The organism is Atlantibacter hermannii (genome assembly GCF_009907385.1).
Classification (GTDB): Bacteria; Pseudomonadota; Gammaproteobacteria; order Enterobacterales; family Enterobacteriaceae; genus Atlantibacter; species Atlantibacter hermannii_A.
This window is the reverse complement of sequence record NZ_JAAATR010000064.1, coordinates 42,946-61,805: the sequence shown is the minus strand read 5'-3', so window position 1 is coordinate 61,805 and position 18,860 is coordinate 42,946. Positions and strand designations below refer to the sequence as shown.

Here is an 18,860-nt window from a genome sequence, read left to right as displayed (position 1 = left end):
CACGGCAAGGCGGCAAGTTCGAGAGTCCCCGGGCGCTTACAGGGGTAAGTGACCGGGGCGAGCCAACGCAGCGGTAGCTTTAACAAGGAAGGTTAAATTACATCATACCGCCCATACCGCCCATGCCGCCCATACCACCAGCAGCACCTAAGTCAGGCGCGTCGCTTTTCGGCAGGTCGGTAACCATGCACTCGGTGGTGATCATCAGGCCAGCAACAGAGGCTGCGTACTGCAGAGCAGAACGGGTCACTTTGGTCGGATCCAGAATACCCATTTCGATCATGTTGCCGTACTCTTCGGTGGCCGCGTTGTAACCGTAGTTACCGTCGCCCGCTTTCACGGTGTTTGCCACAACAGACGGCTCTTCGCCGCAGTTCAGCACGATCTGACGCAGCGGTGCTTCCATTGCGCGCAGCGCAACTTTGATACCCACGTTCTGATCTTCGTTCTGGCCTTTCAGCTCAGCGATTTTGCTTGCTACGCGGATCAGCGCCACGCCGCCGCCAGCCACCACGCCTTCTTCAACCGCAGCACGGGTCGCGTGCAGGGCGTCTTCAACGCGTGCTTTTTTCTCTTTCATTTCAACTTCGGTGGCTGCGCCCACTTTGATAACCGCAACGCCGCCAGCCAGTTTAGCCACGCGCTCTTGCAGTTTTTCACGGTCGTAGTCAGAAGTCGCTTCTTCGATCTGCTGACGAATCTGGGTCACACGGCCCTGAATAGCAGATTCTTCACCCACGCCATCGATGATGGTGGTGGTGTCTTTGTTGATCACGATGCGTTTAGCCTGGCCCAGATCTTCCAGGGTGGCTTTTTCCAGTTCCATACCGATCTCTTCAGAGATAACGGTACCGCCGGTCAGGATAGCGATATCCTGCAGCATGGCTTTACGACGGTCGCCGAAGCCCGGTGCTTTCACCGCAGCCACTTTCACGATGCCGCGCATGGTGTTTACTACCAGAGTCGCCAGCGCTTCGCCTTCCACATCTTCAGCGATGATCAGCAGCGGTTTACCTGCTTTGGCAACGGCTTCCAGCACCGGCAGCATTTCGCGGATGTTGGAGATTTTTTTGTCAGCCAGCAGGATGAACGGGCTTTCCAGCTCAATAGAACCGGTTTCCGGCTTGTTGATGAAGTACGGAGACAGGTAGCCACGGTCGAACTGCATACCTTCAACTACGTCCAGCTCGTCCTGCAGACCGGTGCCTTCTTCAACGGTGATAACGCCTTCTTTACCCACTTTCTCCATCGCCTGAGCAATCAGGGTGCCCACGGTTTCGTCGGAGTTAGCGGAGATGGTGCCTACCTGGGCGATCGCTTTGGAGTCAGAGCACGGTACGGACAGCGCTTTCAGCTCTTCAACCGCAGCCAGAACCGCTTTGTCGATACCACGCTTCAGGTCCATCGGGTTCATGCCCGCAGCAACGGCTTTCAGGCCTTCGGTAATGATGGACTGCGCCAGTACGGTTGCGGTGGTGGTGCCGTCGCCTGCCGCGTCGTTCGCTTTAGAGGCCACTTCTTTCACCATCTGCGCGCCCATGTTCTCGAACTTGTCTTCCAGCTCGATTTCACGCGCAACGGACACGCCGTCTTTGGTGATGGTCGGTGCACCGAAAGATTTATCCAGAACCACGTTACGGCCTTTCGGGCCCAGGGTCACTTTCACTGCATCTGCCAGTACGTTTACGCCACGCAGCATTTTTACACGGGCGTCGTTACCGAATTTTACGTCTTTAGCTGCCATTGTTTCTTTCCCTTAAATTCGTTCGTTCAGTGAGTTAACGCGTGTAATTACGCTTCAACAATTGCCAGAATGTCGCTTTCAGACATGATCAACACTTCTTCATTGTCGATCTTCTCTGCTTTCACGCCGTAGCCATCGTTGAAAATCACGATGTCGCCAACTTTCACATCCAGCGGCTTCACTTCGCCATTTTCCAGGATGCGACCATTGCCTACAGCCAGTACTTCGCCACGAGTAGATTTGCCCGCTGCGGAGCCGGTCAGAACGATGCCGCCAGCAGATTTGGTTTCAACTTCTTTGCGCTTGACGATCACACGATCATGCAATGGACGAATATTCATTGAGAGCTCTCCTTTGAGAAAGTCCGTATTAGTTTTCGGGTAACGCCGAAACCCACTGGTTTCCGGCTGGTGCCCTGAGAGATGGGGTTAGGTTTTCCCCCCTTCAAGGGGGGAAGAAGAAAAAAATTTAACTTTTTTAGCGATCGTCGCGATCGCGGTCTTCGAGGCGGTTCGAGGTATCGTCTTTACGCTGGTACTCGCCGTCGAAAGTCTGGCCGCTGTTGCCGCCTGGGCCGAATCCACCAGACATTTTGCTAAAGCGTAAATGCGGCATCAGCTTAAGGGTGAGGTGCTTTTGCACCGGCGGGAGCAGCAGCAACAAGCCGAGGAAATCGGTAAAGAAGCCGGGGAGCAACAGCAGGAAACCGGCGATGACCAGCGACACGCTTTTGATCATTTCTGCCGCCGGGCTCTCGCCCGCCACCATTTTCTGCTGCATCAGCATGAAATTTTTGAATCCCTGGTTGCGCACCAGCGACATCCCAATGACCGACGTAAAAATCACCAGCACCAGGGTCATAAAGATGCCGAACACATGGGCAACCTGGATGAAAATCGAAATCTCTATGTAGACGTAGAGAAAAAAGACAATAAAGGGTAACCAACGCACAGTGTTCTCCTGTGAATAAAAAAACAGACGCCGACGCGCCTGTAGGAAGAAATTTGCTCACGCATCCTCATGAAATGGCGACGCCATAGCCACTTTTCAATCGGATTGCCGGGACATTTTTTTAGAAATTGTTAACCGGTGACCTATTTCACAGATTAATAAATGTAATGCAACAACGCCCATAATAAGTGATCCAGATTACGGCTTTTCGTGAATAACAGCATATGATCATGGGTATCAGACCGAATAAGGAGATATTTGTCGGTCGTTAATCCTCCATAACCACATATATCCTGTGAGTTTGGTAAAACATTCGTCAGCTTGAGAAAGAAGGTTCACATGTTAAACAACATTCGTATCGAAGAAGACTTGTTGGGTACCAGGGAAGTTCCAGCGGAGGCCTATTACGGCGTACACACTCTGAGAGCGATTGAAAACTTTTACATCAGCAACAGCAAAATCAGCGACATACCGGAATTCGTTCGCGGAATGGTGATGGTGAAAAAGGCCGCCGCGATGGCGAACAAAGAGTTGCAAACCATTCCTAAAAGTATTGCGAACACCATTATCGCCGCCTGTGATGAAGTGCTGAACAACGGGAAATGCATGGATCAATTCCCGGTAGACGTTTACCAGGGCGGCGCAGGCACCTCTGTAAACATGAATACCAACGAAGTGCTGGCAAATATCGGCCTGGAACTGATGGGACATCAGAAAGGCGAGTACCAGTACCTCAATCCGAACGACCACGTTAACAAATGCCAGTCCACTAACGATGCCTACCCAACCGGCTTCCGCATCGCGGTTTACGCCTCTATCGTGAAACTGGTAGACGCGATCAACCAGCTGGGCGAAGGCTTCCAGCGCAAAGCCGTTGAATTCGAAACCATTCTGAAGATGGGCCGCACCCAGTTGCAGGACGCGGTGCCGATGACCCTCGGCCAGGAATTCCATGCGTTTAACGTGTTGCTGAACGAAGAAACTAAAAACCTGCTGCGTACCTCCGAGCTGCTGCTGGAAGTGAACCTCGGCGCGACTGCCATCGGTACGCGCCTGAACACGCCGGACGGCTATCAGCACCTGGCGGTTCAGAAACTGGCTGAAGTGTCTAACCTGCCGGTGGTTCCGGCGGAAGACCTGATTGAAGCCACCTCCGACTGCGGCGCCTACGTGATGGTGCACAGCGCCCTGAAACGCCTGGCGGTGAAACTCTCCAAAATCTGTAATGACCTGCGTCTGCTTTCTTCCGGTCCCCGTGCGGGCCTGAATGAAATCAACCTGCCGGAACTGCAGGCGGGCTCGTCCATCATGCCAGCCAAAGTGAACCCGGTGGTGCCGGAAGTGGTTAACCAGGTGTGCTTTAAAGTGATTGGCAACGATACCTGCGTGACCATGGCCTCTGAAGCCGGTCAGCTGCAGTTAAACGTGATGGAGCCGGTGATTGGCGAAGCGATGTTCGAATCGATTCATATCCTGACCAACGCCTGCTACAACCTGCTGGAAAAATGCGTTAACGGTATCACCGCGAATAAAGAAGTCTGCGAAAGCTACGTTTATAACTCCATCGGCATCGTCACTTACCTGAACCCGTTTATCGGCCACCACAACGGCGATATCGTCGGGAAAATCTGTGCTGAAACCGGTAAGAGCGTGCGCGAAGTCGTCCTTGAACGTGGTCTGCTCACTGAAGCAGAGCTTGACGATATTTTTTCCGTGAATAACCTGATGCACCCGGCTTACAAAGCGAAACGTTATACCGATGAAAGCGAACAGTAACGGTTCTTCCTAATACTGCGAAAGGCACGTCACTTGTGACGTGCCTTTTTCGTTTCTGGCAGATACTAAAATACAACAACTTATTATCAACTCGTTAAAATACAAGGAAGCGCATTATGTTTGGTGCTGAACTCGTCATAGTCCTTTTGGCGATCTACCTCGGTGCCCGGCTCGGCGGCATAGGCATTGGCTTTGCTGGCGGTCTGGGCGTTCTGGTATTGACCCTGATGTTTCAAATTAAACCCGGGGCGATCCCGTTTGACGTTATCGAAATCATCATGGCGGTTATCGCCGCTATCGCCGCCATGCAGGTTGCCGGCGGGATGGATTATCTGGTAAGCCTTGCGGAAAAACTGCTTCGTCGTCACCCCAAATACATTACCTTCCTTGCCCCGCTGGTCACCTGGTTTATGACCATCCTGGCGGGTACGGGCCACACCGCGTTTTCCACCATGCCGGTGATCACTGAAGTGGCGAAAGAACAGGGCATCCGCCCTTCCCGTCCGCTCTCAATCGCCGTTGTCGCTTCGCAGATTGCGATTACCGCGTCGCCGATCTCTGCTGCGGTGGTGTTCTTCGCGGGTATCCTTGAGCCGCTGGGCGTGAGCTACCTGACGCTGCTGGGCATCTGTATTCCTGTCACGCTGGTAGCCGTAATGCTGACTGCCGTGCTATGTAACTTCCTGGGCGCGGAACTGAAAGACGATCCGGTATATCAGGAGCGTTTAGCCCGTGGCGAAGTGAGCCTGCGCGGCACCCAGGCGTTTGTCATCAAACCGCACGCCAAGCGCGCCGTAGTGCTGTTCCTGATCGGTATTGTGGCCGTTATGCTGTACGCCACCGCTATCAGCCCGACCGTGGGTCTGATCGCGAATCCGGTGCTGCCGCGTAACGAAGCGATCGTGGTATTCATGCTTACCGTAGCGACCCTGATCTGCCTGACCTGTAAAATCAATACCGGCGATATTCTCAACGCGGGTACCTTTAAATCCGGTATGAGCGCCTGTATTTGCGTGCTAGGCGTGGCATGGCTGGGCGATACTTTCGTAAAACATCACATCGAAGATATCCAGGCTGTCGCGGGCGATCTGCTGAACAGCTACCCGTGGCTGCTGGCCGTGGTGCTGTTCTTTGCCGCTACCCTGCTTTACTCCCAGGCGGCGACCACCAAAGCCCTGATGCCGGCTGCGCTGATGCTGGGCGTTAGCCCGCTGACCGCAGTGGCCTCTTTTGCTGCGGTTTCCGCGCTGTTCGTGCTGCCGACTTACCCGACGCTGCTGGCGGCGGTAGAGATGGACGACACCGGCTCGACCCGTATCGGTAAATACGTGTTTAACCACGCCTTCCTGATCCCGGGCGTGGTGGCTATCGCACTGTGCGTGATCCTCGGCTTTATCGTGGGCGGTATGGTGCTGTAATCACAGCCATTGTCATCAAAAGTAAAAACGGGCCGCATTGCGGCCCGTTTCATTATCCCGCCCCCTTGCCCGTGATATAGTGCCTGCTTTCACTGAGACGAGGATGATTATGACCACGCCCACCGCTGTCGTAGTACTCTGCACCGCCCCGGATGAAGCCACTGCGCAAGAACTGGCGACCAAAGCATTAAGTGAAAAACTGGCTGCCTGCGTCACGCTGTTGCCCGGCGCCTCGTCGCTCTATTACTGGGAAGGGAAGCTCGAACAGGAGTATGAAGTCCAAATGCTGCTGAAAAGCGATACCCGGCATCAGGACGCGCTGCTGGCGTGCCTGAGATCCCATCATTCTTACCAAACCCCTGAATTACTGGTTTTGCCAGTGCTCTACGGAGATAGCGATTACCTCTCATGGCTCAACGCATCCTTACGCTAATTCTGCTGTTTTGCAGCACCCAGGTTTACGCCGGATTATTCGATTCCCAGAAAAGCCAGTTTGTCCCGGTAGACAAAGCGTTCGCCTTTGATTTCCAGCAGCAGGGCAACAGCCTGGGGCTGAACTGGCAAATCAAACCGGGCTACTATCTCTATCGCCAGCAAATCAGCGTGACGCCGGCGCAGGCCACGGTCGGCGCGTTAAATCTTCCTGCCGGCGAGTGGCATGAAGATGAGTTTTACGGCAAAACCGAAATTTATAAGCATCAGCTCTCCGTCGCGCTCCCCATTAGCGAAGCGGCGCAGGGCGCGACGCTGCGCGTGACTTACCAGGGCTGTGCCGAAGCGGGCTTCTGCTATCCGCCGGAAACCAAAGTCGTGCCGCTCAACGCGGTCGCACCGGGCGAATTTGCCCCCGCGCCGGTTACCGCCCCGGAAGAAAAACCTACCCAACTCCCCTTTTCAGCCCTGTGGGCGCTGTTGATTGGGATTGGCATTGCTTTTACGCCGTGCGTCCTGCCGATGTACCCGCTGATCTCGGGCATCGTATTAGGGGGCAAACAGCGCCTGTCGACGGCGCGCGCGCTGTGGCTGTCGTTTGTGTATGTTCAGGGGATGGCGCTCACCTACACGGCGCTGGGCCTGATTGTGGCCGCCGCCGGGATGCAATTCCAGGCTGCGCTGCAACATCCTTATATTTTGACTGGTCTGTCAGTGGTGTTTATCGCCCTGGCGCTGTCGATGTTTGGTCTGTTTACGCTGCAACTGCCCTCTTCACTGCAAACGCGCCTGACGCTGCTCAGCAACCGCCAGCAGGGCGGCTCACTGGCGGGCGTGTTCAGCATGGGGGCGATTGCCGGGCTGATTTGCTCGCCGTGCACCACCGCGCCGCTGAGCGCCATCCTGCTGTATATCGCTCAGAGCGGGAATCTCTGGCTGGGCGGCGGAACACTCTATCTTTACGCGCTGGGCATGGGGTTGCCGCTGATTCTGGTAACGGTATTCGGCAACCGGCTGCTGCCGAAAAGCGGGCCGTGGATGCAGCAGGTTAAAATTGCTTTTGGTTTCGTGATCCTGGCCCTGCCGGTGTTTTTGCTGGAGCGCGTGCTCGGCGAAACCTGGGGGCTACGCTTGTGGAGCCTGCTGGGCGTCGCGTTCTTTGGCTGGGCGTTTATCACGTCGCTTAACAGCCATAAAGGCTGGATGCGCGTACTGCAAATCGCCCTGCTGGGCGCTGCGCTGATCGCCGCCCGTCCGCTACAGGATTGGGCATTCGATGCGCCAGTACAAACAACCCAGGCCCATCTTAACTTTACGCGCATTACCGATATCGATTCCCTGAACAGCGCGCTGGCGAAAGCGAAAGGGAAACCGGTGATGCTGGATCTGTACGCCGACTGGTGCGTGGCGTGTAAAGAGTTTGAGAAATACACGTTCAGCCATCCTGATGTGTATCGCGCGCTGGCGAACACCGTGCTGCTACAGGCGGACGTCACGCGCAACAGCCCTCAGGATGTCGCTTTATTAAAGCATCTCCAGGTGCTGGGTTTACCGACCATTTTGTTCTATGACGCAAACGGCCAGGAGCAAGCGCCTCAGCGCGTGACCGGCTTTATGAACGCCGCAGACTTTACCGCGCATTTGCACAATCTGGCCCGGTAAACAACACTTGGGATGGGAATAACCGTTGGGACGAACGGAGGAGTGAACCGTGCAACGCGAACAAGTACTTGAGCACGCCCTGCATGTATTAGAAGAAAAGGGGCTTGCCAACACCACGCTGGAGATGGTGGCGACCAGAGCGAATTATCCCGTTGAAGAGATTATCCGCTTCTGGCCTGACCGTGATGCGCTGTTTTATGACGCGTTGCGTCATCTGAATGAGCAGGTCGAAGCCTGGCGCAGGCAACTGCTTCATAATGACGAGCTGAGCATCGAGCAGAAACTGCTGTACCGTTATCAGGCGCTGACCGAATGCGTCAGCCAGAATCGTTATCCAGGCTGCCTGTTTATCGCTGCCTGCACCTTTTATCCGGATGCCTCGCACCCTATCCACCAGATCGCTGACCGCCAGAAAAAAGCGGCGCTGGAGTATACGCACGCGCTGCTCACCCAACTGGAAGTGGACGACCCGACCATGGTCGCCAAACAGATGGAACTGATTCTGGAAGGGTGTCTGAGCCGCCTGCTGGTAAAGCGCAGCCAGGCCGATGTGGATACCGCCCGCCATCTGGCGGAAGATATTCTGCGCTTCGCGCAGTGCCGCCTCGGTGGTGCATTGACGTGAAAACGTCCGCTTTTGCGAATTTTGCCTGAAAAGCAGGCAATCAACACAGATTTACCGATTTTTTATGACAAAGCCGTTGACGCCATGCGGCCTTTACGGTTTAATTCGCCCCGTTGCCCGGATAGCTCAGTCGGTAGAGCAGGGGATTGAAAATCCCCGTGTCCTTGGTTCGATTCCGAGTCCGGGCACCACTTATTTAAAAGAAACCAGCCTACGGGCTGGTTTTTTGCTTTCTGGGGTTCCGGTAGATTTCTGGTAGTGTCGACCACAGGAGACACTGCTTTACACCTTGGGTCCCACCTGAGCATTTCTCTTTAGCGACTCCCTACCCTTCCGGTCACAGTGCCAACGTCTGCTGGTCTTCAAACTACCAATAAACATTATTTCCAATCTGTAAGTCTGCATTGTGGATTTATCACAGCAAGGAAGAATCCGGTCTTTGTCCGGTCTGAGAAAGGAAAGTATCATCGCTTGATTCTGATATGTTCAAAACACTACCGCGCTGGTAGGCTTGCTCAACCCCTCACAATCCCGGAAAGGACTCCCGGCCTTGCTCACGGTTCTCAATAAAATCGGTTATCAGCCCTCCGTCAACCAACTTTTCCCAGCCACTGTTAAGCCTCCAGTAAGTGAAGTTAATGGCGACGTTAAAATCCCTGCTGAGCAGCAATTTAGGTCTGGCATAGCGTCAATGAAGGTCCGTTCCGTGCCAAAAGTGGACGTTCACGTCCGTTCTTGAAATATTGGCCCGATAATTCAGCGTTAAATTTTCCGGTTAATACGCAACGCATCCACAACGAGTGAAAACGCTGGGGAAGGCTGTTTACGGCTGGGATAATAAAGATAGTAGCCGGGAAAAGGACGGCACCATTCTTCAAGCACGCGGATCAGTTTTCCTTCCTGCAGATTTGTGCCGAACTCCTCTTCAGGTAAAAAGGCAATGCCCAGTCCGGCAAGAGCTGCGTCAACGACGTGTTCCGATGTGTTAAACGTCAGTTGCCCTTCAACCCGAACGTGAAATTTACCGTTTTCCTGCTCAAACTCCCAGGCGTAAATTTTCCCCGATTGAACCATGCGCTCATTAATACAGCAGTGTTGCATCAGATCGCGTGGGGTCTGAGGGGCGGCGCACCGGGCGAAATACTCAGGGGAAGCTACAGCCGCCATGCGCAGTTTCGGGCCAATGGGTACGGCTATCATATCTTTGTCGATAGTGTCTCCGAGCCGCACGCCGGCATCAAAACGATCCGCAACGATATCCCGGAAGCCGTGGTTGGCATCAAACTCAATATGAATATCAGGATATTCGCGTAACAGTGGTGTCAGCTTTGGCAGCAGTGTGGTCTTCAGAACATTAGGTCCACATGTAATACGGACGGTCCCGGCAGGTTTATCACGCAGTGCCGTCAGCATGTCCAGCTCGGCTTCAATCTCATCAATACGATGTCCCACAGACTGCAGCAGGCGCTCCCCGGCAGCCGTCACTGACACACTGCGCGTGGTCCTTGTCAGCAGGCGGATTTGCATCCGTTCTTCCAGCCCGGAAATCGCCTGGCTCAGTGCGGGCTGGGTCACGCCGAGCTGGGCGGCAGCGCGCGTAAAGCTGCCCTCACGCGCCACGGTGACGAAAGAGAGTAAGTCGTTGAGATTGCGTCTGGCCATGCTCGTTACCGGTCCATTTATAAATTTTACTTATAAGGGTATTAAGTATTCATTAGCTAGTTAACCCGCTGCATATTGGTAACAATAATGCGATGAAAAAGTCAACGCTAACCCTTATGCAAAACGCTTACCGCAGAGCATCACTGATGCTCCTTGCCGGCCTGCTTTTCGTCACGCAGTCCGCTATGGCGGGTGACAACGACCGGGGAGTGGCGCAGGAGACGCTTATGAAAATTGAGATCATTGTGGAGGGAGAAACCGCCACCGCCACCCTCTTTGATACGCCGACAGGCCGGGACTTTGCGTCTTTGCTTCCCCTCAGCCTGACGCTGGAAGACTATGACGATATTGAGCGTATAAAGGCTGTGGGTGGTAATATCGAGACGTGTTGCAACGCTGGAAACCAAATGACCACGATCAACAGCCTGTTTGACTACTTCAATTTTAAACTCTTCAGGATAACGCTTACCGCTCATGGGCACCTCTCTTTAAGTCATCTTAAATGACTCCGAGGTGTCTGTTAAACCCGTGGCGATTCAGCTTTCTTTTCTGTCTTGTCTGATATGGGAATCCATCCGTTGAGCGTTAACGAGATGGAAATGGTTATGGATTGTATAAACTGAATACAATGGGAATCTATTAACAGAAGCAAAACAAAAATTCTGGAAACTTCTGTACGTTGTATGAAACGATATACTCAATGCGTTCCAGCTTAATATTAATTCACTCACAAAACGATCGACAACAAGAATAAATAGCCCAATAAACATCCGCCAAATGAATACATAAAAAATAATCGATCAGCCTTTATTATAATTGGTGTTTTTTTAGAATCAGTTCACATTTTTTATTTATAAAAAGTTCAATATTCCTTTGGCAGCAAGAGATTTATTTAATGATATGTAACCCACCGCTGCATTCATATATTATTTTATCTATCAGATAAAGGAGTTATTATGCCTATTCCTAAACGCCGCGTTGCCATAGAACTTTTTAAAACCGAACCCAGCCGGGTGCAAATTTCAGAGTTGCAAAGAGATTTAAGAGCTTTAGGACTAACATGTAGTCAAACAGAGTCTGAAAAACTGCAGGAGTTTAAGAAAAATGTAATAAGTAAATGGCCAGTCGGAAAATCCCAATCCTGGGGTATTTATTCGAAAAATCAAAACAATTCGCCACGTGTAGCCACAAACAGCTTTGAAATATTAGAAAAAATTGACACAATAAATTTGTTAGATCACTTTGGTTATTCGGATGAAGGTCTAAATGGCTCATGGACACCCTCAGACACTGCGATGGGGTATCGGAATGAACTTTTTTGTATTCAATTCCCTATTCATTTCAATAAATTAAAAACAGATAAAGCTGGCTCTTTTTCAGGTGTAGAAAAAAGTGTTACAGAATACAGCACAGAGGGAACAGCTGAGAAGATTAAAAACTTCTTTGTTTCAATAGGCAAAGAACTTTCCGGTTCAATTGTCGCAGGTCTTGATAAAGATGCCTTAGAGCCGGTACTCAAAAATGCAATTGGTATTAATGAAAGTGATCTTAATAATGATTATGAAACCAGGGGTGAACGAGTAATATATTTGGTGCAAAATTATAATGAAACAACCCAAGAAGCTGATGCTATTGGTGTTGTTGCTATTAACTGGAAGCTAAAAATAAAAAACTATACGGAGAAGAAAACAGAAAAACAACACAAAACCACTTTAGAAATGCAAACAAGATCAATATTATACTCTGATCTTAACGTTCTAATAAACGATTACGAATATATTAAAAATACATTTAAAAATATACTGTTTTTCAACTTCAACGATCAGCTTGACAATATCCCCTCAAGAAAAGTTAAGCTTAAAGTATTTGATAAAAAACCGTTGGCTTGTAAAAATACTTTTTTATATGGACTACCTGTTTTATGTAAATCTTTAGAGTATATAGATTCAATAATTCTTCACACAGCCGACATAGAAAGACTGCAAGTTCTCGACAATGAGGACTCTGATGCGACTTCAGAATTTAGTTTAACCATAACAGAAAGCTTCTCATTCTCTAGCTCAATCTCACTAACAGCAGGATTAACCTTCGAAGCAGATTTTCAAGTGGCTAAAATTGGACTAAAGTTCGAAAGTACGGTTTCATTTTCTGAAGAGTCTACCCAAAGCGTTAGCAAAACCTATACTATTACTGCACCACCGAGAAATAAAGTATTCGCTTTTCGAGCTTATCTAAATGCTTCAATCCTTCGCTACTTCCCTGGAAAAAACGAATATGTCTATATTGATCATAGCAAGTATCTCACAAACATACTAAAAACCACGGATAAAGATATTATTATCGATTAAATAGTAAAAAGCTGGAGGTTTATCGTAACCTTCAGCTTTACATCAAAGCATTTTATAAGGCTACCCTCTGTTGACACTGTCAACACTGCTTGCTTTATGACCTGAAATAATTCCCCTGGATCTCAGCCATCACACCCTGCTCTTTTGCCCATTGCGCCTGCGTCAGCGAGATCATCTCCGGACCGTTATCCCTCTCCCTTTTCAGTGAATATCCCCGATTTGCCACGATCCTGTCCGGCACTCTCGCGATCCGCTGCGCCGGGATATTCATTCTGGCCGATGAAAAAACGATAAGCGCTTTCCTTCTCCGCACTATTATCAGTGAGCCAAAGCGGAGCGATAATCTATTCCAAATGATTCCGGGTGACACAGACACTTACAGCGCCCGAAATATAAAGCGCCTGCTAAATAATTAGCGGGCGCTTTAGATATAAACAACGTATTAAACTTCCGATATTAAATGAATCTTAACGCAAATCTTTAACCGCTACGTGGTCCATATCGTCAAACACCTGGTTTTCACCCACCATACCCCAAATGAAAGTATAAGCTTTGGTGCCCACGCCAGAGTGAATTGACCAGCTCGGAGAAATCACGGCCTGCTCATTTTGCATCACGATATGACGGGTCTCTTGCGGCTGCCCCATCATATGGAATACACAGCTGTTCTCGTCCATGTTGAAGTAAAAATAGACTTCCATGCGGCGCTCATGGGTGTGGCACGGCATGGTGTTCCACAGGTTGCCCGGCGCCAGTTCAGTCAGGCCCATGCTCAGCTGGCAGGTTTCCAGCACGTCCGGCACGAAGTATTTGTTGATGGTGCGACGGTTGCTGGTGACATCTTCGCCCAGCGTGACCGGTGCGACATCAGCCGGCGTAACGCGTTTGGTCGGATAAGTCAGGTGTGCCGGGGCGCAATTGTAGTAGTAACGCGCCGGGTTTGCCGGATCGGTGCTTTCAAACACCACCTCTTTGGCGCCTTTGCCCACATACAGGCCATCGCGATGGTTCATTTCATAGCAAGTGCCGTCAACGCGGATCAGGCCTGGCCCGCCGATGTTGATGACGCCCAGCTCGCGACGCTCCAGGAAATAGGTCACACCCAGCTGTTTACCCACTTCGCCGCCCACGCTCACCGTGCGGTTAACCGGCATGACGCCGCCCACAATAATGCGGTCGATATGGCTGTACGTCATGGTGTACTCATCAGCCACGAAAACTTTTTCAATCAAAAACTCTTTACGTAACCCGGCGGTGTCCAGGGTCTTAGCGTGATCGCTATGAATACTTTGGCGTACGTCCATTATGTCTCCTCAGTGACGTTACGGGGGCTAAGAATAACGCCCGTTATTATTAATTCAGCATATTCAACAATAAAAAGTACAAACTCTTTACATTAATTTTCGCTGCTACCGATCTTAGCAAAACCAAAAATCAATATTGTGACGAAGATAACTAAAACAACGTTTCATTTCTATTGAATCAATATTCCAATGGATCAATAGTATCACCACTGATTAGCGAGATTCAGATTTTTACGTAAGCCAGACGGCAAGGTGCCCCGTAAAGGCGATCCATCAAGAGAAGACATTACGACTCGCAACGCACAAAAAATCTTTTTTATTAGCAGCTTGCATAATCTGCCTGCTGATACCAGAAAATCTAAGTTAAGAGGCTTGTACATGAAAATTAAAGCGACTATGGAACGAATCCCGGGCGGGATGATGCTTATTCCGCTGCTGCTCGGTGCCGTACTCAATACCTTTGCACCCAACACCGGCGCGTATTTTGGTTCCTTTACCAAAGGTATGATCAGCGGAACGGTACCGATTCTCGCGGTCTGGTTTTTCTGTATCGGGGCCTCTATTGATTTACGCGCAACCGGCACCGTTTTGCGTAAATCCGGTACGCTGGTTATCACCAAAATCGGCGTAGCCTGGCTGGTCGCGATGATTGCCGCGTCGTTTATTCCGGAAGGCGGAATTCAGACCGGTTTCTTTGCCGGTATTTCGGTACTGGCAATCGTGTCTGCGATGGATATGACCAACGGCGGCCTGTATGCCAGCCTGATGAACCAGTACGGTACTAAAGAAGAGTCTGGCGCATTCGTTCTGATGTCTCTGGAATCCGGCCCGCTGATGACCATGGTGATCCTGGGCTCCGCCGGTCTGGCGTCATTTGAACCGCACCACTTTATCGGCGCTGTGCTGCCGTTCCTGATTGGTTTCACCCTGGGCAACCTGGACCACGATTTCCGCGCGTTCTTCAGTAAGGCGACGCCGGTTCTGATCCCGTTCTTCGGCTTTGCGCTGGGTAACACCATCAATCTGGGCGTAATTCTGGATACGGGTCTGCTGGGCGTGGTGCTGGGTGTTGCGGTTATCATTATCACCGGTATTCCATTGATTATCGCTGACCGCGTGATTGGCGGCGGTAATGGTACTGCAGGTGTGGCAGCCTCTTCCGCAGCAGGCGCCGCGGTCGCTAACCCGGTGATCATCGCGCAGATTAACCCGGCATTTGAACCGGTCGCCGCTTCCGCCACTGCGCTGGTCGCCGCGAGCGTCATCGTCACCGCGATCCTGGTGCCGATTATCACCGCGCTGTACGCCAAACACGTCGGCGGCTATAAACCCGCTGAAGTGAAAGAGCCGGAGCAGCAGGTTCAGCACCACTAATCACTGAGCCAAAAAAAACGCCGCACTCCCGGGTGCGGCGTTTTGCTTTATAAAAATAAGATAAACTCAGGCTGCCAGCGAATCCACCAGCACTTCATCCACCATCGCCCCGGCCAGGCGCGACGCAGAGCACAACCGCGGCATGCCTAACGCCACGCTTTTCCAGCTCTGGGTTACCGACCAGCAAACCGGCTGGCGTTCGCTGTCGCTCCAGTTGCCCAACCAACTGAGGGTATCTTTATAATCCAGCAGGCTCGGCGTTGGCGGCGAATTAAGCCACTGCTGATAAAAATGACGCGTCTGTGTCGAGGCGTCGACGCTTTTTGCCAGTAATTCCGTAGCCTGTCGGCGGATCTCTTCCAGCAGCATTTCGCGCACGCGCGGTGTGCTCAGCCGAACAGCCGCACCGCAGCGTCCCCAGCGCAACTCTTCCAGCACGACATAACACCGCCCTGCCGGAGAAAACTCGCCGTAGTGGCCGGAGCGCCAGCGGGCAAATATCGTATCGATATGCTCACGCGCTTCATTTTCCAGCCCGCGCGAGGCCAGTTCATCTTCGAGCCGCGTGGCGCATTGCTGGTAATAACTGCCTAACTGTTCCAGTTGCGTCACCAGGGCGGGCTCGCGGCCCGGAATTTCCGCCAGCAGCGCCTGGGCAATCAGGCTCAGCGCCATATGACCGGGCTGGCGATACTGGCTTACGCCGTCCAGCAGCCCCGGTAACCACTGCGCGCCCTCGGTCATGGCGGCGGTGGTCCACCAGTTCGGCAAACTGGATTGCGCCAACAGCTCTTTTTGCAACCGTTCGCCAATCGCCTGTTGATGCGGAACCGCAGGCGTTACGCGCCGCTGCTGCACGGCCAGAGTCGTATCGACCATCCATTTATCGGTAACGCTTTGTAAATGACGTCCTGGTCCATCAAGTAACGCGGTCTGCCTCATACGCCATACTCCGCTGCAAAGAGGGTTTGAATATCATCACGCAGTAACCGGGCGTCCTCATAAATAAACCCGGCGGTGGAATTGCACTGTTGCAGCTGTTTACGTAGCGCCAGCAGCGCATCTTCGTTTTGCTGACGTGCCACCAGGCTTTGCTGCAGGCTGGCTTCAATGGAGGACAGCGCGCCGGAAAACTCAGCAAAAAAACTGGTCAGCCCGGCGCTAACGGAGACGTCGATTTGCGTATCCATCGCCTGACGCACCTGGCTGCTGAACTGCTCGATGTGCTGATACAGTTTTTGCTCCAGCACAGGGATATCAATCACAAAGCGCCGGGCGCTGGCGGTGTACCCTTCCCAGCCCCACTCCGAGCTGTTAAGCCAGCGGACTACCGTTCCCTTCATTCCCCCCCGATGGCGGGCGCGGTTAAGCGGCAGCGTTTGCTGATCGATGGCATCGTTAAACAGCGAGTGCGCATTAAAGTTAAGTTGATTGGCGCTGAATGCGGGTAGCGTAATGTGCGCTTTAAATCCCGCCTGGACCAGGCCGTCGGAGACGCGGGTTTCAATAGGATGCAATGCCTCGCGCAGTGTGCGCGTCAGTGTGATTTCCAGTTGGCTGAACAGGGTCGCCAGATCGCGGATCAAGCCTTCCTGGAAGCCCAGCATAATCACATCGCAGGAAGCACGGATTTTATGCAGCAGGGTGCGCGCTTCGCTTTCAGACTCCAGCATCATCTGCTGGCATCCCGGCTCAAAATCACGACGGCGATGAGGGTCGTGACGGCCAATGCCACTCAGGGAAACTTCCGGAATCTGGCCGCTGCGGAAATAGCCGTTCAGGCTTTCGATCATGCGGCGCTGATAGTCCGCAATGCACGCCGCTCCGCTCTGCAACGCCTGGGCCACTTCGTGCTGAACCTCATCACGCACGCCGTTACGGGACGAATGCAGCTCTTCAATATTCTGACGCAGCCGCACGATGCTCTGCTGAAGCTGGTCGCTGGCAATATCTAACCCCTGACGGCGGAACGTCATATAGGTCTGCGCGCTTTGCGCGTAGTTGAGCAATTTATGCGAGGCGGAGCGCAGCGCGTACAGCGACGCATTGGCGTGGGCCGCATGCAGCACCGTTTTGATCGGCTGCTCGAACAGCGAGTCTTCCCACAGCAGTTCGGCGGCATGGCGCAGCGCGGTGATGTCGGTTAACGATTCGGTGCGCCAGCGTCGGCCCAGCGCCGCCTCCGCGAAATCCTGCACCCACAGCTGTTCGGTATGGAGCGGTAGCTGGCCTTTATGCATCAGCTCGTGGCGCGCGCGATTGGCCAGATACGCCCACATCGACGATACCGGAAAAATATGGTCCGGCTCGATATGTCCTTTCATCAACGTGCCGGAAATCAGCGCCCGCACCTGATCTTCATCATCGCTGTTGCGGTCTTTCTGGTCGAATTTATTAACCAGCGCGTACAGCGGAACCGATTTCCCCACCGTGGATAACGCCTGGCGCACTTCCTCATCGGAAACCGACTTGAGCTGGGTGTAATCCATCACCGCCAGCACCGCCGAGGCGCTTGCCAGCTGCTCCTGCAGCATTTTTTGCAGATGCGGCTGACCGGCTTCGTTGGGCCCGGGGGTATCCAGCAGAGTCAATTGCCCTAACCCCTGGTCCATACCCGCCAGGTGGACAAACTCCACCTGAATAAACGGAATATGTTCGATAGCGGTATACGCGCTGAAAGGAAACGCCACATCCAGCACTTTCGACAGGCGCACCAGATCGTTGAGGCTCTTCAGGCAATGGAAAATCGGCTGCGCGCCTAAATACTGTTTCTCGAACCGGGTGCCGCTGGCAATGCGCAACAACAGGCTGTCCATGTCTTTATCGATTTCCAGCTGCGTGGCGAGGTGTTCACGTCGCCGGGCGTGCAGTTTTTTTTGCAACTCGGCCATTAACGTTTCGATGGGCCCAACATGGGGAAAATGCAGAATCGGCTCAATCTGGCCTGGAGTATGGCGAATCAGCGTGGGTAGCGCGGTCATGGGACGGTTGCGGTTGGGCAACACTTCCGTACCAACAATGGCATTAATCGTGGTGGATTTGCCCGCTTTCATGGTGCCGACAATCGCCAGCACCATTTCCTGATGTGTCACCTTACGCAGTTCATTGCGCAAGGTTTCCAGTTGAACCTCCACGCCCTTATGGCTGAAGTGTAACGGATGAATAGTGGCAATCCGTGCGCCATCTAAACCAGATGGATTTTCCTGCACCGCCAGGGGTATGTTTTTCAGCATATCCAGGTTATGCATGGCGAGATGGATTAACCGCTCCGCTTCCTGGCTTAATTCAAAAATTGTCTGTGTATGCATAAAATGTTTCCTTAATGCAAATTTTCTTTAGTTTTATTTGCTTTATCTTTTTATTATCTGGTAACGCCTTTTATAATTACCTGAAGGAAATAAATATCGATTCGTTAAAACGCCGTTTTGATTGCTGAAAATAACCCGTTTGTCCATCTGGTAGCGTTATTAAAAATGCTAATAGTCACCACCAGCACTGGATTTTTATTTCGTATCTGCTACAGGCAAAAGCCATCCGGAATGGCCAAATAAGCCATTCGGTGAA

14 protein-coding genes, 1 tRNA gene and 3 pseudogenes are annotated in these 18,860 nt (G+C 52.0%); 9 read left to right on the top strand and 9 right to left on the bottom strand.

Translation table 11 applies throughout. From position 1 onward, the window contains the following. Nucleotides 1–97: 97 nt before the first annotated feature. The 3 genes from groL to GV764_RS16505 all read right to left on the bottom strand — a co-directional run bounded on the left by groL (nucleotide 98) and on the right by GV764_RS16505 (nucleotide 2,695). Nucleotides 98–1,744, bottom strand: coding sequence for a chaperonin GroEL (groL, locus tag GV764_RS16515; protein ID WP_161661078.1), 1,647 nt, complete (start codon nucleotides 1,742–1,744; stop codon nucleotides 98–100). A 47-nt stretch (nucleotides 1,745–1,791) separates the two neighbouring features. Further along, a complete protein-coding gene (locus GV764_RS16510; protein ID WP_125294674.1) occupies nucleotides 1,792–2,085 on the bottom strand; it encodes a co-chaperone GroES in 294 nt (97 codons plus the stop codon). A gap of 136 nt (nucleotides 2,086–2,221) precedes the next feature. Beyond that, a complete protein-coding gene (locus GV764_RS16505; protein WP_161661077.1) occupies nucleotides 2,222–2,695 on the bottom strand; it encodes an FxsA family protein in 474 nt (157 codons plus the stop codon). Nucleotides 2,696–3,034: 339 nt separating this feature from the next. Between GV764_RS16505 and aspA the strand changes: the two genes are divergently transcribed. The 6 genes from aspA to GV764_RS16475 all read left to right on the top strand — a co-directional run bounded on the left by aspA (nucleotide 3,035) and on the right by GV764_RS16475 (nucleotide 8,799). Next, nucleotides 3,035–4,471, top strand: a complete 1,437-nt coding sequence (aspA, locus tag GV764_RS16500) for an aspartate ammonia-lyase (protein ID WP_125294676.1) — start codon at nucleotides 3,035–3,037, stop codon at nucleotides 4,469–4,471. A gap of 116 nt (nucleotides 4,472–4,587) precedes the next feature. Next, nucleotides 4,588–5,889, top strand: coding sequence for an anaerobic C4-dicarboxylate transporter (locus GV764_RS16495; protein ID WP_125294677.1), 1,302 nt, complete (start codon nucleotides 4,588–4,590; stop codon nucleotides 5,887–5,889). Nucleotides 5,890–5,998: 109 nt separating this feature from the next. After that, nucleotides 5,999–6,322 (top strand): divalent cation tolerance protein CutA, encoded by a 324-nt coding sequence (cutA, locus tag GV764_RS16490; protein WP_161661076.1) that lies wholly within the window; start codon nucleotides 5,999–6,001, stop codon nucleotides 6,320–6,322. Next, complete coding sequence (locus tag GV764_RS16485) at nucleotides 6,298–7,983, top strand: protein-disulfide reductase DsbD (RefSeq protein WP_161661075.1); 1,686 nt, start codon at nucleotides 6,298–6,300, stop codon at nucleotides 7,981–7,983. The genes cutA and GV764_RS16485 overlap by 25 nt, the downstream gene beginning before the upstream one ends. Nucleotides 7,984–8,032: 49 nt before the next feature. After that, entirely contained in the window at nucleotides 8,033–8,608 is a 576-nt protein-coding gene (locus GV764_RS16480) for a transcriptional regulator (protein WP_161661074.1), read from the top strand. A 115-nt stretch (nucleotides 8,609–8,723) separates the two neighbouring features. Next, a tRNA-Phe gene (locus GV764_RS16475) sits at nucleotides 8,724–8,799 on the top strand. Between the two features lie 571 nt (nucleotides 8,800–9,370). On the opposite strand, the gene GV764_RS16470 is transcribed toward GV764_RS16475, so the two are convergent. Continuing rightward, a complete protein-coding gene (locus tag GV764_RS16470; protein ID WP_161661073.1) occupies nucleotides 9,371–10,270 on the bottom strand; it encodes a LysR family transcriptional regulator in 900 nt (299 codons plus the stop codon). Nucleotides 10,271–10,362: 92 nt separating this feature from the next. On the opposite strand from GV764_RS16470, the pseudogene GV764_RS22290 reads away from it, so the two are divergent. Then, nucleotides 10,363–10,575: pseudogene (locus GV764_RS22290) on the top strand (cyclophilin-like fold protein); the annotation flags it as partial. 51 nt (nucleotides 10,576–10,626) lie between these two features. On the opposite strand, the pseudogene GV764_RS16460 reads toward GV764_RS22290, so the two are convergent. After that, nucleotides 10,627–10,746 (bottom strand): annotated as a pseudogene (locus tag GV764_RS16460) (transposase); the annotation flags it as partial. 480 nt (nucleotides 10,747–11,226) lie between these two features. Here GV764_RS16460 and GV764_RS16455 point away from each other — a divergent pair. Further along, nucleotides 11,227–12,618, top strand: a complete 1,392-nt coding sequence (locus GV764_RS16455) for a hypothetical protein (RefSeq protein ID WP_161661072.1) — start codon at nucleotides 11,227–11,229, stop codon at nucleotides 12,616–12,618. A gap of 121 nt (nucleotides 12,619–12,739) precedes the next feature. Here the strand turns inward: GV764_RS16455 and GV764_RS22145 are convergent. Continuing rightward, nucleotides 12,740–12,889 (bottom strand): annotated as a pseudogene (locus GV764_RS22145) (IS3 family transposase); the annotation flags it as partial. 196 nt (nucleotides 12,890–13,085) lie between these two features. Continuing rightward, nucleotides 13,086–13,922: a 5-dehydro-4-deoxy-D-glucuronate isomerase gene (gene kduI, locus GV764_RS16450; RefSeq protein WP_125294682.1), complete on the bottom strand. Its 837-nt coding sequence runs from the start codon at nucleotides 13,920–13,922 to the stop codon at nucleotides 13,086–13,088. A 378-nt stretch (nucleotides 13,923–14,300) separates the two neighbouring features. Here kduI and kdgT point away from each other — a divergent pair, with 378 nt between their 5' ends. Further along, nucleotides 14,301–15,296, top strand: a complete 996-nt coding sequence (gene kdgT, locus GV764_RS16445) for a 2-keto-3-deoxygluconate transporter (protein WP_161661071.1) — start codon at nucleotides 14,301–14,303, stop codon at nucleotides 15,294–15,296. A 66-nt stretch (nucleotides 15,297–15,362) separates the two neighbouring features. On the opposite strand, the gene GV764_RS16440 is transcribed toward kdgT, so the two are convergent. Beyond that, entirely contained in the window at nucleotides 15,363–16,175 is an 813-nt protein-coding gene (locus tag GV764_RS16440) for a diguanylate cyclase regulator RdcB family protein (protein WP_161661070.1), read from the bottom strand. 59 nt (nucleotides 16,176–16,234) lie between these two features. After that, on the bottom strand, nucleotides 16,235–18,604 hold the full coding sequence (gene crfC, locus GV764_RS16435) for a clamp-binding protein CrfC (RefSeq protein ID WP_161661069.1): 2,370 nt from the start codon (nucleotides 18,602–18,604) through the stop codon (nucleotides 16,235–16,237). Between the last annotated feature and the right edge of the window lie 256 nt (nucleotides 18,605–18,860).